Consider the following 14,900-nt stretch of genomic DNA (forward strand, 5'->3'; position numbering starts at 1 on the left):
GGACAATTATTAGCTGTTATCATTTTTTTTTAGAAGGATTAGTGATAACAAAACATAGCCGCTTTAAGCGGCTATGTTCATTTTATGAAGTATATAACTAGTGTATTGTTTTAACAATTATTAATATTTTAAGTAGCCCAAAAACATCTTAAGTTCATAGCCTATATTAGTAAATAAAGGTTTTTAGACTATAATAAAACGATGTAATACTAGAAGAAATCAACAGAATACTAAAAGGAAAGATAGTCGTTGTGTAATTAAATACAATTAAGTGAAGGCAAATATGGAGTTATATACATTACTGTCTCTATAATTAAGCTATATAAGCAGGGTATTACTTTAATGTACATAAGTTTGTTGTAAATAAATATAGCCGCTTTTAAGCGGCTATATTTATGATGTATGTAAAGATTAATTAAACAGCTCCTAGCGTATATAATTGCTCTAAATTAGGAGATATACTACCACCTGCAGGTTCTAATGTAATACCAAATGCTTGAGATTCATTAGGATTGCTTATTGTAAACACTTTGTTTTTACTAGCTGTAAAATTATCTATAGTTCCTAAACTAGTAGGAGATAAAGGATCAAGTTTTAAAGACCATACTTGATATACTTTTCCTTTAGGAGGATCTGGTAATCCTTGTACATCTAAGTAAATGTTTTTTGTGTTTTTGTTCCAGTAAACCTTTGCATATGCTTCAGGAAGTACTTTTTGCCCTTGTAAAGGCACAGTAACAATATCTTTATCTCTTATTACTTTTAATAAGCTTTCATTTTGCGCTAAATACGTATTAGATTTTTCTAATTGAATTTCAAACTGATCTTTTGCTTGATTAATTGTATCTAATTCAGCCTGTAAATTATTGTTTTTGTTTATTGATAAAAGTAAAGTGCTACCAATAATTAAAGTTGCTGCCCAACCAGCATAAGTAAGCCAATTATTTTTCGAAGTATTTAGCGGAATAACTTTGGTTGTGCGCTCTTTTTCTTGTAACATTTTAATTAAAATGTCTTTAAAAGAGTTCTTAGTTTCTTTCGGAGCGACATGGGCTGTAAGAGAAGAAATTGATTTCTCTATTTCTCTTACTTCCTTTAAAATTTCTGGATGCTCCATTATTAGTTTATATACTTGCTCATTTTCTTTTTCAGAAAGAGCACCAGCAATATAAAGTTCTAATATACCAGATTCTATGTGTTTTTTTGCTTCCATTATTTAAGCATTATTCTTAATTCATTAATACAATTTCTGTTTCTCGTTTTAACGGTTCCTAAAGGCATGTCTAAGCTCTCTGAAACTTCTTTTTGCGTAAAACCCTTAAAATAAAGTAATTCAATTACCTTAACACAAGTGTCTTTTAACTTGTTAACAAATTTTTTAATACCAATGGTATCAGTTCTTGAGTCTAAACTATCGTAAGTCTCTAATATATCTACGAAAATTTGAGCGTCAAGGTTTTTAGAACTGTTCTTAAAATTTTTAGATCGCGTTTTATCAATCGCGGCATTACGAGCAATATTGATAATCCATGTAAAGAAACGTCCTTTTTTTTGTGAATAAGAATCTACATTATTCCAAGCTTTAATAAAAACATCTTGTGTTACTTCTTCAGCAATTTCTCTATCTCTTACAATATTAAAAATAACACCTTCTACACTTTTATTATACATTTGATGCAGTTTTTCAAAAGCCTTTACATCCTTTTCTTTAAATTTTATAACAAGTTCTTCTAATTGCATTTTGTTGTTTTTTTAAGAGTTTTCTAAGGTACTTAAATTTAATTATTATCTATAACTTATTTAATAACGATATAGTTTTTTAAATATTATCGCATAATTTTATTAGGAAAAACAACAACGCTTTCATGCCCGTTTTGTCCTACAGATGCTACACCGAAGAAGAAGTTATCAATTACAATTCCGTCTAAAGTAAATTCAGTAGTCTCTAAATATCTAGCATTATCCCAAGTAGGAGATGTGGTGTCTCTCCAATAAATTTTATAACCTTTAGCACCCTTAACTTTATTCCATTTTAATTTTGCAGAAGCTTCCACTATTCCGCCTATAGCAACTTCCTTCGGGCTAGGTGGAGCCAACGCTAAATTAGCCATTGTAATTGCGTTTACTGCGGTTAGTTTTTTTGCGTAACCAAAGTTTACATGTTTAAAAGTATCGCCATATTCTATGCCTTTTTCGGTTCTTATATCTTGGTGTTGTTGTGTGTAGTTTTCATGAGCTTCCATAATTCTAATTCCTGCAAAACCTAAATCATTAAAAGGCCTGTGATGCCCGCCACGACCAAAACGATCTAATCTATAAATCATCATCGGATTCATTTCGGGCATATAGGTTTTTGTTGTTTTATGAATATATCTAGCTAATTGACGCGAAATACCATCAACCTCACCACCATAAAAACGACGCATTTTTCGTTGCCTTTCGGTTTCATTAGCAGGTACTGGTTCAGAAAAAATTCTAAAACTACGATTGTCAATTACGCCATCCACACCGGTAATATTACCAATCATATCATTATTTAAAACACCAATAATATCCCAACCTTGCTTTTTAGCATATTTAGCCAATCCTGCACCACCAAAAAGGCCTTGTTCTTCACCAGAAAGACCAACATACACAATACTACTTTCAAATTGATATTTACTTAAAACTCTAGCAGCTTCAATTGTACCAGCCATACCAGATGCGTTGTCGTTTGCACCAGGAGCATCGGTTGTAAAATCCATTGTATTACTTGCGCGCGAATCAATATCACCGCTCATAATAACATATCTGTTAGGATATTTGGTTCCTTTTTGTATCGCTACAACATTTACAATCCAAGCATCATGAGGAACTCTTCTATTGCCTTCTTTGGTAACGAAATCTTTCTGATACATTGTGTTTATGCAATTGTTACAATCGGTAGATATTTTATCGAATTCAGATTTTACCCAACGTCTTGCTGCGCCAATACCACGCGTGTTAGAAATGGTATCAGAAAAAGTATTTCTTGTACCAAACTCTGTAAGTGTTTTGATATTTGCTTTTATGCTATCCGAAGAAATAGTATTTATAATATCGTAAATTTTAGCATCTGTTTGTGCTATTAATTTTGAGGTAATTATAAAAAAGAAGAATGTTAGTTTTTTCATTTCATATAAAAGTTTAGGTTACTAAATTACAAAAAGAAAAAAGAGAATGAAACATTGTTTCATTCTCTTAAAAAAATATAAGATATTATATAGGTTTACTCGTTATCTAATTTTTTAGTAATGTTAAAGCCAGCAAATAAACCTACACCTGCCATAAGAAAAATCATTGCAGGATAAACAGCGTCTTCATTAATAGATGTGTAAGTATCTATTATTAATCCTAAGAAAATACCTAAGCCAATACCCATTAATAATAAGGCTAAGTTTAAAATGATGATTCGACCTGTTAATGTTGATTTTTTTCGTTCTCCTTGCATAAAAATTTTGGCATCTACACCTTTTTCTATTAAAGCCAAACGTTCTTTATTACGTGTTGAATAGAATAAATAAAAGATTCCGAATATTATTGCGAATAAGAACATAAATACAACTGCTACTTCCATATTTTTAATTTTAAATGATTATTTTTAATGTGTTTGCAAGTATGACCGTGTTATTAAAAAAAAGGTTACAGAAAAAATAAAAAATTTTTTTTAAAAATTTATGTAACCTTTTAAAAGAATATACTGTCAAAGAATAAAATGACTACTAAAAACGACCAAACATATATTGATAAAGTATTAAAGGGTGATGCCAATGCATTTTCTACCTTAGTAGATAGGTATAAGAATATGGTGTTTACTTTGGCTTTAAAAATGGTAAAGAATAGAGAAGAGGCCGAAGAGATTTCTCAGGATACGTTTATTAAAGCCTATAAAAATTTAAATAAGTTTAAAGGAGATTCAAAATTTTCTACTTGGCTTTATAAAATAGGATATAGAACTTCTTTAGATAATTTAAAGAAGAATAAAGGTAAATACAATATTGATATAATAGATGAGGTTACTATCAATAAAATAGAGTCTACAGAAGGTATTTTAGAGGGAATTGAACGAAAAGAACGAGCAGAGGTAATAAATAGCTGTATGCTAAGTTTACCTGAAGATGAAAGAGCTATTTTATGGATGTTTTATTTTGATGAATTAAGTTTAAAAGAAATTATTGAAGTAACAGATTTTTCGGAAGCAAACGTAAAAGTAAAATTACACAGAGCTAGAAAAAGTTTATTAAATATAGTAGAAAAGAAAGTAGAACCCGAATTAATTAATCATTATGGGAGAAAATAAAGACATAAAAAATCTTGATGCTTTTACTAAAAAGTACATAAAAGAAATAGAAATAGAGCGTCCGTCTGTAAATTTTACAACTAATTTGATGGATACAATATTGCAAAAAGAAAACATAGAGGTTTATAAATCTAAACCTTTAATTTCAACTAAAATATGGATTGTTCTTGTAGGTGTTTTAACGGCAAGTATTTTATATGTATCAAGGGGAAGCTCATTAAAATCGATTAAAATGCCTGAAATTAATTTAGGTTTTTTATCAGAAGTACAGATGCCAAACTTATTTGAAGGTCTTACCGTTTCTAATACAATGTTATATGCTTGTTTCTTTTTTACGATAATGTTTTTTGGACAAGTTTATATGCTTAAAAATTATTTTACCAAAGAATTGTAATTAGCATAAAAAATCCGCTTTGAGTTTTTCAAAGCGGATTTTTTATGATTTATTTTAATGTGCTAAAAACTACTTACTTTTAGCAATCCAAGTGTTAATTTTACTTTCTAATAAAGCTAAAGGAATACAGCCTGTTTCTAAAACCTGATTATGAAATTCTTTAATATCAAATGAAGTTCCTAACTTTTTTTTAGCTTTGGCACGTAACTCGCGTATTTTTAACTGTCCGATTTTGTAGGACAATGCTTGCCCCGGGTTAGCCATATAACGCTCAATTTCAGATATAATACTTGCTTCGCCCTCAGCTTCGTTATCTAATGAATATTGAATCGCTTTTTCACGACTCCAACCTTTTGCGTGCATTCCTGTATCAACAACCAAACGAATGGCTCTGTGCATTTCCATTCCTAACATTCCGAAATATTGATAAGGATCGGTGTATAAACCTAACTCTTTTCCTAAGTTTTCAGTATATAAAGCCCAACCTTCTCCATAAGCGCTATACCATAATGTTTTTCTAAAATCTGGTAAATCTTTATTTTCTTGTGTCAACGAAATTTGATAATGATGCCCCGGAATCGCTTCATGTAAAAATAATGCTTCATCAGAAAATACATTGTATTTTGTAGCATCCGGAATCGGTGTATAAAAAACACCAGGACGTGTTCCGTCTAAAGAACCTGGGTTATATTCTGCACTCGCAGAAGCTTCTCTAAATTTTTCGGTTTGTTTTACGATAAAGGCTGTTTTAGGCTTATTACCAAATAGTTTTTCTAATTGCGGTTTCATTTTATTATGAATCGCATTAAAATTAGCAATAATTTGCTTTGGTGTGTTATAAGGCATTAAGGCTTTGTTTTCACGAACATCGTTAAAAAACTCCTTTAAAGTCCCTTTAAAACCAACTTGTTTTTTTGCTTTTTCCATTTCAGATAAAATCCTTGCAACTTCAGTTAAACCTAAGTTATGAATTTCATCAGGGGTCATTTTTGTAGTTGTATAGTTTTTTATAGCATGTTGATAGTAAGCAATTCCGTTTGGTATTTCAGAAATTCCGCTACTTGCTCTACCTGCTTCTAAATAATCTGTAGCTAAAAAAGTATGCATTTTTTTAAAAACAGGAATCAATTTGTTTTCAAGAGTATTTATATATGCTTTTTTTAACATTTTTTTATCCGCTTCAGAAAATTTTGGTGGAAAATTTTTAATTGGTGTATAAAATAAATGCGCTTCAATTTTAGTTTCTGCTAATGATTTAAACTGCGGAATCACTTTTTTAATCAATGATTTAGGTAAAACATAACCCTCTTTAATTCCTTGTTGCATATTTTTTATAGCAGTTTGCAACCACTCATGAAAACCATTTAGCCTACTTAGCCAGTTCTCGTAATCTTTGGCTGTATCAAAAGGTTGTGCGCTGCTACCACTACCTAATTGCCCCATCGTTAAATTGATAGTCCACATTTGATTAATAGGCATTAAAGCATCATTTTTAAAACTATTTTGAGCTAAGGTCATGTCGCAATCCCAATCTAAAACAGCTTTACTCATTTGCTGACTTTTAGTTAAAGAATTGTCTTTAAAACTTACTAGTTTAGATTTGTACTTTTGATAAAAAACAGTGGTTTTTGTTTGGTGATTTTCAGATAAGGTATTCGGAAACTGATCATTAAAACGATTGTCACCAGCAAAAGTAGCATCGATTGGTTTTAATTCTAGTTTTCCTTCATTGTACTCTTTTAATAAGGTATTAAAAGCGCTGTTTTCTTTAACAGGGATTGTAACTGAGTCTTTTTTATTTTGTTTACAAGAAGCAAGTAAAGTAGTAACAATTAAGATTGTTAAAAGAACCTTTTTCATAAATAGTTGTTTTTTTTGATTGTGAACAAATATACTTAATAAAAAAAGTTAGCAAAATAACATATGTTTATGAGAGTTGTTATAAATAAATTGGCTGGAGTTTAAAACTCTAAATACATAATATGATTCGGGTTTGAGTGTGTTGCAGATATTTGAAAATCAGTTTTTCCTATTATTTTAAATCCTACTTTTTCATAAAACTGAATCGCTTTTTTGTTTTCTACCCATACGTTTAACCAAATTCCTGTTTGATTATTTTCCTTGCATAAGGCTACATTAAAATCAAATAATTTTTTACCGAGTCCTAAACCATAAAATTCCTCAAGTAAATAAAGCCTACTCATATAAGTGATGTTTTTAGCAACAACATCTTCACAGGTTTTATTGAAGATTATTTTAGAATAGCCTGCAGTTTTGCTTTCATACTCTAACAAATAATATTCATTTTCTGCAGTCTCTAGTTCTTTTATAAAATCACTTTCTTTAAAGTTGTTAGCTACATAAGCATCCATGTCTTTAGGCGGAGCAGAATGACCATGTGCAGTTAAAAAAGAAGGAACACTAATTTTAGAAAAAAGTTTTGCTTGTGCGGTGTTTGCTTTTGTTATTTTAATGATTTCTATTTTTTAAATTATATTATTGCTGTTGTTCTTCTAACATATCTAAATAAACATCTTCAACATGTTTACGAGCCCAGCGAGTTTTTCTTAAAAACCCTAAACTCGATTTCATGGTAGGATCGTGTTTAAAACAACGAATATTTACACGTTCAGCCAAATATTTCCAACCATAATGATCAACTAAACGTTCTAGAATTTGCGCAAGTTTAACACCATGTAACGGATTGTTGAGTTGCTCTTCAGTAGCCTGTCTTCTGTTTTGCCTGTTAGGATTTTCTATATTTAATTGCTCGTTAGTTTTTGGCTTAAAATGGGTATTTATAAGCTCTTCAGATAGTGTTGCTTTATTAATTGGATTGCTTTCTGTATCCATCACTGTTGTTTTATCTTAATACTGAACTACAAAAATAGAAACTTGTATTAGTAATTAAACTAGTTTAGTAGAATTTTTAAGAAGATTTACAAAAAAAACCTCTTTGAGTAAACAAAGAGGCTGTTATGTTCTCGATACATTTTATTTTTAGCAAAAGCTTCAAAATAAAATACTCGACTGATATTAAGGTTATATGTAACTATAAATTTTACTTAATTAATTCGTAAGAACGCTTAATAAAGTTGGTTAAATCTTCACCATGTAAAAGGTTTTGAGATAACTTAGCTAAATCGAAAGCTTGCGTAATTAATCCTTTTTTCTTGTCTTCATCTGCATTTAAGATTTCAGAAACTAATGGGTGATTTGTATTTACAACTAAGTTATACATTTCAGGTAAATTACCCATTCCCATCATTCCACCTCCACCACCAGAAGCTTGCATTTCTTTCATACGACGCATAAACTCTGGTACAGTGATTAAGAAAGGAGAAGAAGAGGAATCCATAGATTCTAATTGAACAGTATATGTTTGAGATGCAATTACACCTTCAATAACTGGTTTTAACGTTTCTTTTTCTTCATCAGTTAATTTAGAGATAACAGCTTCGTCTTTTTTGATTAAATTATCAATAAAATCAGAATCTACCCTTGTAAACTGAACTTTAGATTCACCTGATGTTTCTAGTTTTTGCATTAAGTGAGATACAATAGGAGAGTCTAAAACCACTACCTCATATCCTTTTGCAGTTGCATCCTGAATATAACTGTGTTGTGCTTCTTTATTTGAAGTGTATAAGATTATGTGATTACCATCTTTGTCAGTTTGAGCATCTTTTGTCTTCTCAATTAATTCATCAAAAGTGAAAAAAGTATCTGCAACTGTTGGGTATAAAGCAAATTTCTTAGCTTTATCAAAGAATTTATCTTCTGATAACATTCCGTATTCGATAATTACTTTAATATCGTTCCATTTTTGCTCAAAATCAGCACGATCTTTTTTATATAAAGAAGCTAATTTATCACCTACTTTTTTAGTAATGTAACCAGAAATTTTCTTCACTGCTCCGTCTGCTTGTAGGCCAGAACGAGAAACGTTTAATGGAATATCTGGTGAGTCAATAACACCTTTTAGCATCTGTAAAAAGTCAGGTACAATTCCTTCAACATTATCCGTTACATACACTTGGTTTTGATACAATTGGATTTTATCCTTTTGCATATCTAAGTTCTGTGTTAACTTAGGGAAGAATAAAATTCCTGTTAAGTTAAACGGATAATCAACATTTAAGTGAATATGAAATAAAGACTCTTCAAATTGCATTGGATACAATTCTCTATAGAAGTTTGTATAATCTTCATCATTTAAATCTGCAGGAGCTTTCGTCCAAGCAGGGTTTGTGTTATTGATGATGTTGTCAACCTCAATTTGTTTGTGAGGCTCAGTAGTTTCTTTACCTTCAGCATCGGTTGTTGTTTGTGGAGTAAAATCAGGATCGTTAACTTGTTTCGTTCCAAATTTAATTGGCACTTGGTTAAAACGATTGTATTTGTTAAGTAAACCACCAATTTTAGCCTCTTCTAAAAATTCTAAAGAATCTTCAGCAACATGTAAAATAATTTCAGTTCCTCTATCAGTTTTATCGTGAGCTTCTAAAGTAAATTCAGGAGAGCCATCACATGTCCAATGAGCAGCAGGGGCATCTTTAAATGATTTAGTAATTAACTCAACTTTTTCAGCAACCATAAAAGCAGAGTAAAAACCTAAACCAAAGTGTCCAATTACACCAGTTTCGTTTTTACCATCTTCATATTTATTTAAAAATTCTTCAGCTCCAGAAAAGGCGATTTGATTGATGTATTTTTCTACTTCATCAGCAGTCATACCTAAACCTTGATCTTTAATCGTAATGGTTTTTGCTTCTTTATCAATACTTATTTCGATTTTAGCATCACCTAATTCGGTTTTTGCCTCACCGATTGCAATTAAATGCTTTAATTTAGTTGTTGCATCTGTTCCGTTAGATATTAACTCACGTAAAAAGATTTCGTGATCAGAATACAAGAATTTTTTAATCAGTGGAAATATATTTTCTACCGACACATTAATACTTCCTTTGCTCATAATTATATATTTTGTTTGATTTGTGTCTCATCGAGCGCAGTCGAGGTGTTCTCGATACTTATTTAAATTTCTTTTAAAATCTGATAAGAAATTAAATACACTCGAACCAACAGTTCGTTTTCTATAGAGTAGTAGTCAAAAAAAATACCAAAATAAGTTTTGTGACAATATGGCATTTTTGTGTTAATAATGACTATCTTTTAAGGTAGTTTTATATCAAAGTAAAAATTACTATTTTTACAAGCTACAAATAAACAAACAACAAAAAGAATAACATAGCATATGTATAATTCAAAAATAACAGGATTAGGTTATTATGTGCCAGATAATGTGGTTACTAATAATGACTTAAAAGAGTTTATGGATACTTCGGATGAATGGATCCAGGAAAGAACAGGTATTAAAGAGCGTCGTTGGATAGACCCAAAAACAGGAGATACGACTGCTGTTATGGGAGCAAAAGCTTCTAGAATTGCAATTGAAAGAGCTGGGTTGACTAAAGATGACATCGATTTTATCATTTTTGCAACTTTAAGTCCTGATATGTATTTTCCTGGTGGGGGAGTACAAATACAAAATATGTTAGATATGCCAACTATTGGTGCGTTAGATGTGCGTAACCAATGTTCTGGTTTTATTTATGCAATGTCTGTTGCCGATCAGTTTATAAAAACAGGAATGTATAAAAACATTCTTGTAATTGGTGCAGAGAATCATTCAGGAGGTTTAGAAAAATCTACAAGAGGTAGAGGAGTTACTGTAATTTTTGGTGATGGAGCCGGAGCAGCAGTAATGTCTAGAAGGGAAGAGGAAGGAAAAGGAATTTTATCTTCTCACTTACATTCTGAAGGTAAACATGCAGAAGAATTAGCATTAATGGGACCTTCTACTAGTAGATGGGTACCTGAAATAATAGAAGCAAATGATCCTGAAGATGTTTCTTACTATCCGCACATGAATGGTCAATTTGTATTTAAACATGCTGTAGGTCGTTTTTCTGAAGCTATTATTGAAGGTTTAGAAGCAAACGGATTAAAGAAAGAAGATATTGATATGTTAATTCCGCATCAAGCAAACTTACGTATCGCTCAGTTCATTCAAAAGAAGTTTCAATTGAGTGACGATAAAGTACATAATAATATTATGAAGTATGGTAATACAACTGCTGCATCTGTTATTATTGCCTTAACTGAAGCTTGGGAGTTAGGAAAGATTAAAGAAAATGATTTAGTTGTATTGGCTGCCTTTGGTAGTGGATTTACTTGGGGATCGGTAGTGATCCGTTGGTAATATTAACTAATTATTTATAATAAGAAAACCGAAGTTAGTAGCTTCGGTTTTTTTGTTATAAATAATGTTTTTACTTTTATGAGCTTCTTTGTTTAGTTAAAAAACTATTATAATTAGTAATACTGCTATTCAAAATTTTAGAGGAAGAGTTATTACATGAAAATGGTTCATTTGGCATAAAATCGGTTTTATTACCCGAAATAACACTTGGTTTAGGTAAATTACTTTGAATTTAGGTAAATAAATTGTATTATTATATAATAAAGATAAGTAATAGTTTTTTTGTTTTTCAATCATATAAATGTCTTAATAGATATACAATTCCTTATTTTTTTCCTTGCCTTAAAATTAATTTAAACTAATCTTCAACATTTATGAAACAACATACATTAGTTATCGGAGCTTCTTTAAATCCTACGAGATATTCAAATATTGCTATTAAAAGATTGGCTGATAAAGGAATAAAAACATCAGCAATTGGTTTAAGAAGTGGCAGTGTAATCGGTGTTGCTGTAGAAACAGAAAAAGTACCATTTAAAGCGATAGACACTGTTACATTATATTTAAATTCAGAAAGGCAGAAAGAATATTATGAATATATAGTATCTCTAAAACCACGTAGAGTTATTTTTAATCCAGGTACTGAGAATACTGAATTTTATAAACTTTTAAAAGAAAACGAAATTAAATCGGAAGTAGCTTGTACATTGGTTTTATTATCAACCAATCAGTATTAATTTAAAATTGAAACAGGAGCCGTATTTGTAGAATATAACTTACCAGCTTCGGCTAATTCTACATTTTTAAAAATGGTTTGCGCCTCTTTTTTAAAGTCTTCTATGTTTTGGTATCTACTAGAATAATGGCCAACAATCAACTTAGTAGCATTTGCTTGATTGGCTATAGAAGCAGCTTGCTCTGCAGTAGAATGCTTGGTTCTTTCGCACAGATCTTCTCTGTTTTTTAAAAATGTAGCTTCATGATATAGTAAATCAACATTTTTAATAATAGGAACTATGTTTGGTTTGTAAACAGTATCACTACAAAAAGCAAAGCTTTTGGATTTAGGAGGATTTAACGTTAATTCTGAATTTGGAATGATTTTACCCGTAGATAACACAAAATCTTTTCCTGCCTTAATATTATGATAATCACAAGTGTCTATTTCCTTGTACTCCTCTATTTTACCTATGTGTAATTTTCTTGGTTTTTCTTTTTCTCGGAACAAAAATCCGTTAGTATAAACTCTGTGATCTAAAGGAATAGTGTGTACAGAAACCTTATCATCTTCAAAAATTAATTCACTTTCATTAGATACCAATTCGTGAAAATGAATATGATATTTTGTCCAAGATTTAGATAGCTTTAACTGAAGCGTAGTAACTTCTTTGATTCCTTTTGGACCATAAATATGCAGGTCTTTCTCTCGGTTTAAAATACCAAAAGTAGAAATAAGGCCTATAAGGCCGAAAAAATGATCACCGTGTAAGTGAGATATAAAAATATGGTTGATTTTAGAAAAACCAACTTTATATTTTCGCATTTGTCTTTGTGTACCTTCACCACAATCGATTAAAAAATGACGATTGTTAATTTCTAAATATTGGGATGTAGGGTGTGCATTTACTCTCGGAGTAGCAGAATGACAACCTAAAATAGTTAAATTTAAACTCATTTATTTAATTACAAAGCGTTTAGAAATTACTTCTTTGTTACTTTGAATTGCATATATGTACATACCTGATTTTAAATCATTACGTTGAAAGGGAATAGAATTACGCCCGTTACGAACTTTAATTTCTTTCGAATACACAGTTTTACCTAGTACATTTCTAATAGTTAAAATTACAGTTTGATTTACTTTAGAATTAACAAAAATAGTAGTGTTGTTAATAAAAGGATTTGGTGAAGCAACTAATTTATCTATAGATTTTTGCTGAGAAAAACTAGATAATGTCACTAATAAGAATAGAAAGAGTACTTTTTTTACCATATGTATTCATTTAGGGGGCAATAAATATAAGGTTAAAAACCTAAATCGCGTTGTATATTTTCCATTTCAATAACATCTTCGGCTTCAATTAATGTAGGCACAATGTTAAATGTTTCTGGATAATCATCAATATTTACATCCTTTAGTACTATTACAAAAGATGTACCATTTTTTTGATGTTCATCAGCGAATACCAAAAATAGCAAAATATTTTCTCTAGTAATGCTAAAATTATCCGAAATTTGAATAATAAGGTGTTTTTCCCCGTATTTAATATGTTGTTTTTTAAACTCAGAGAAGAATTCTATAAAAGTGTTCTCGTCAGAATTAATTAAAGTATAATTAATTTTATCTTCTATTTTCATTCTTATCTTTTTATTTGTTGCGCTAATAAATATATAACGGCCATACGTACTGCAACTCCGTTTTCTACTTGATTTAATATAATAGATTGGTTACTATCGGCAACATCACTTGTTAATTCTACACCACGATTTATAGGTCCTGGATGCATAATTACAATTTCTTTATTAAGGCTGTTTAGTATTTCTTTATTGATACCAAAAAGTTGTGTGTACTCTCTTGTTGATGGAAAATATTTAATATCCATTCGTTCATGTTGTACGCGTAAAACATTGGCTACATCACACCATTCTAGGGCTTTTTTTAAGTTTGTTTCAACCTGAACACCTAAGCTAGAAATATATTTAGGAATTAAAGTAGTTGGTCCACAAACTTTAACCTTAGCGCCTTGTAATTGCAATGCAAATATATTAGAAAGTGCTACTCGCGAGTGTAAAACATCACCAACGATTACGATTTTTTTACCTTTTAGATTACTGTTTAAAGCTTCTCGCATAGAAAAACTATCTAACAAAGCTTGTGTTGGATGTTCGTGAGTTCCGTCACCAGCATTAATAATTTTGGCATCTACATGCCTTGATAAAAAAATACCAGCGCCAACACTTGCATGACGCATTACAACAATATCAACTTTCATGGCTAATATATTGTTAACAGTATCTATTAGAGTTTCTCCTTTTTTTACAGATGATTGCGCTGCAGAAAAATTAATTACATCTGCAGATAAACGTTTTTCAGCTAATTCGAAAGATAATTTTGTACGTGTACTATTTTCAAAAAATAAATTAGCAATTGTAATATCTCGAAGAGAAGGAACTTTTTTAATGGGTCTATTTATAACTTCTTTAAAATGAGAAGCAGTTTCAAAAATAAGCTCTAAATCAGTTTTGTTTAGGTATTTTATACCTAATAAATTTTCAACACTTAACTGCTTCATCTTAGTTTGTTTTTATAATCATAACTAATCATCAAGCTTAGTAGGCTTGGTTTCTAGATATATTGTATCTTTTTTGTGAGTCTCTTGCCAATTAACAACAACTTTTTCTTCATTAATAGCATCTACTTGTCTACCTCTATAATTAGGTTGAATTGGTAAATGGCGACTAAAACGACGATCAATTAATACTAATAATTCAATATTTGCTGGTCTTCCGTATGATTGAATAGCTGTTAAAGCACTTCGTACACTTCTACCAGAATATAATACATCATCAATAATAACTACTTTTTTATCTTCAATTAAAAAATCAATTTGAGTAGAGGTTGCTTCTAATGGCGCATTTCTTCTACGAAAATCATCACGATAAAAAGTAATATCTAACAAACCTAGTTTAAGGTCTTTAATATTGTATTCTTCGGTTAATAATTTTGTTAATCGTTTTGCTAAAAAAGTACCTCTAGGTTGTAGACCTATCAAAACGGTATTAGAAAAGTCGTTGTGGTTTTCGATTAACTGACAGGCTAATCGATGCAGAATAATTTCAATTTCTTTTGAAGTAAGTAGTGTTTTTCTGCTCATGTTTTGCTATCAAATTGGTATGATAGTTCATTGTTCAAAAATAAAGTA

At 30.3% G+C, this 14,900-nt stretch carries 17 protein-coding genes; 4 read left to right on the forward strand and 13 right to left on the reverse strand.

Translation table 11 applies throughout. The features are described from left to right. Positions 1-415: 415 nt before the first annotated feature. From P2G10_RS09670 to P2G10_RS09685, 4 genes are all read right to left on the reverse strand, one after another. The gene (locus tag P2G10_RS09670; protein ID WP_218773297.1) at positions 416-1,213 is read right to left on the reverse strand and encodes an anti-sigma factor; all 798 of its coding nucleotides are present in this window, start codon (positions 1,211-1,213) and stop codon (positions 416-418) included. Further along, on the reverse strand, positions 1,213-1,740 hold the full coding sequence (locus tag P2G10_RS09675) for an RNA polymerase sigma factor (protein WP_275316352.1): 528 nt from the start codon (positions 1,738-1,740) through the stop codon (positions 1,213-1,215). The genes P2G10_RS09670 and P2G10_RS09675 overlap by 1 nt, the downstream gene beginning before the upstream one ends. 86 nt (positions 1,741-1,826) lie before the next feature. Next, a complete protein-coding gene (locus P2G10_RS09680; protein ID WP_275316354.1) occupies positions 1,827-3,152 on the reverse strand; it encodes a M28 family metallopeptidase in 1,326 nt (441 codons plus the stop codon). A 95-nt stretch (positions 3,153-3,247) separates the two neighbouring features. Further along, positions 3,248-3,595 (reverse strand): DUF6249 domain-containing protein, encoded by a 348-nt coding sequence (locus tag P2G10_RS09685; protein ID WP_275316355.1) that lies wholly within the window; start codon positions 3,593-3,595, stop codon positions 3,248-3,250. 138 nt (positions 3,596-3,733) lie between these two features. Here P2G10_RS09685 and P2G10_RS09690 point away from each other — a divergent pair, with 138 nt between their 5' ends. Together P2G10_RS09690 and P2G10_RS09695 are read left to right on the forward strand one after the other, a co-directional pair. Further along, positions 3,734-4,318 carry an RNA polymerase sigma factor gene (locus tag P2G10_RS09690; RefSeq protein WP_275316357.1) on the forward strand — a complete coding sequence of 195 codons (585 nt, stop codon included), beginning with the start codon at positions 3,734-3,736 and terminating at the stop codon, positions 4,316-4,318. After that, positions 4,305-4,712: a hypothetical protein gene (locus P2G10_RS09695; RefSeq protein WP_275316359.1), complete on the forward strand. Its 408-nt coding sequence runs from the start codon at positions 4,305-4,307 to the stop codon at positions 4,710-4,712. The genes P2G10_RS09690 and P2G10_RS09695 overlap by 14 nt, the downstream gene beginning before the upstream one ends. A 69-nt stretch (positions 4,713-4,781) precedes the next feature. Here the strand turns inward: P2G10_RS09695 and P2G10_RS09700 are convergent, their stop codons facing one another. The 4 genes from P2G10_RS09700 to htpG form a co-directional block, all read right to left on the reverse strand. Further along, positions 4,782-6,572, reverse strand: a complete 1,791-nt coding sequence (locus P2G10_RS09700) for a DUF885 domain-containing protein (protein WP_275316361.1) — start codon at positions 6,570-6,572, stop codon at positions 4,782-4,784. Positions 6,573-6,673: 101 nt separating this feature from the next. Further along, positions 6,674-7,084, reverse strand: a complete 411-nt coding sequence (locus P2G10_RS09705) for a GNAT family N-acetyltransferase (RefSeq protein WP_255554341.1) — start codon at positions 7,082-7,084, stop codon at positions 6,674-6,676. A 124-nt stretch (positions 7,085-7,208) separates the two neighbouring features. Then, the gene (locus P2G10_RS09710; RefSeq protein WP_338056314.1) at positions 7,209-7,565 is read right to left on the reverse strand and encodes a VF530 family protein; all 357 of its coding nucleotides are present in this window, start codon (positions 7,563-7,565) and stop codon (positions 7,209-7,211) included. 208 nt (positions 7,566-7,773) lie between these two features. After that, the gene (gene htpG / locus P2G10_RS09715; RefSeq protein ID WP_275316363.1) at positions 7,774-9,687 is read right to left on the reverse strand and encodes a molecular chaperone HtpG; all 1,914 of its coding nucleotides are present in this window, start codon (positions 9,685-9,687) and stop codon (positions 7,774-7,776) included. A gap of 282 nt (positions 9,688-9,969) precedes the next feature. Here htpG and P2G10_RS09720 point away from each other — a divergent pair, with 282 nt between their 5' ends. Continuing rightward, the gene (locus tag P2G10_RS09720; protein WP_275316365.1) at positions 9,970-10,977 is read left to right on the forward strand and encodes a 3-oxoacyl-ACP synthase III family protein; all 1,008 of its coding nucleotides are present in this window, start codon (positions 9,970-9,972) and stop codon (positions 10,975-10,977) included. Between the two features lie 374 nt (positions 10,978-11,351). Then, positions 11,352-11,714 carry a CoA-binding protein gene (locus tag P2G10_RS09725; RefSeq protein ID WP_218773288.1) on the forward strand — a complete coding sequence of 121 codons (363 nt, stop codon included), beginning with the start codon at positions 11,352-11,354 and terminating at the stop codon, positions 11,712-11,714. Here P2G10_RS09725 and P2G10_RS09730 read toward each other — a convergent pair. Genes P2G10_RS09730 through pyrR form a run of 5 tightly spaced genes read right to left on the reverse strand, consistent with a single transcriptional unit; the run spans position 11,711 to position 14,852 of the window. After that, complete coding sequence (locus P2G10_RS09730; RefSeq protein WP_275316367.1) at positions 11,711-12,652, reverse strand: ribonuclease Z; 942 nt, start codon at positions 12,650-12,652, stop codon at positions 11,711-11,713. The two genes, P2G10_RS09725 and P2G10_RS09730, sit on opposite strands and share 4 nt — an antisense overlap. Next, positions 12,653-12,970 carry a T9SS type A sorting domain-containing protein gene (locus P2G10_RS09735; protein WP_218773286.1) on the reverse strand — a complete coding sequence of 106 codons (318 nt, stop codon included), beginning with the start codon at positions 12,968-12,970 and terminating at the stop codon, positions 12,653-12,655. A 32-nt stretch (positions 12,971-13,002) separates the two neighbouring features. Next, positions 13,003-13,335 carry a hypothetical protein gene (locus P2G10_RS09740; RefSeq protein WP_275316370.1) on the reverse strand — a complete coding sequence of 111 codons (333 nt, stop codon included), beginning with the start codon at positions 13,333-13,335 and terminating at the stop codon, positions 13,003-13,005. Between the two features lie 2 nt (positions 13,336-13,337). Then, the gene (locus tag P2G10_RS09745) at positions 13,338-14,270 is read right to left on the reverse strand and encodes an aspartate carbamoyltransferase catalytic subunit (RefSeq protein WP_218773284.1); all 933 of its coding nucleotides are present in this window, start codon (positions 14,268-14,270) and stop codon (positions 13,338-13,340) included. Positions 14,271-14,294: 24 nt separating this feature from the next. Beyond that, a complete protein-coding gene (gene pyrR / locus P2G10_RS09750) occupies positions 14,295-14,852 on the reverse strand; it encodes a bifunctional pyr operon transcriptional regulator/uracil phosphoribosyltransferase PyrR (protein WP_275316372.1) in 558 nt (185 codons plus the stop codon). Positions 14,853-14,900 lie beyond the last annotated feature (48 nt).

It is taken from the genome of Tenacibaculum bernardetii (genome assembly GCF_029125915.1).
Taxonomy (GTDB): domain Bacteria; phylum Bacteroidota; class Bacteroidia; order Flavobacteriales; family Flavobacteriaceae; genus Polaribacter; species Polaribacter bernardetii.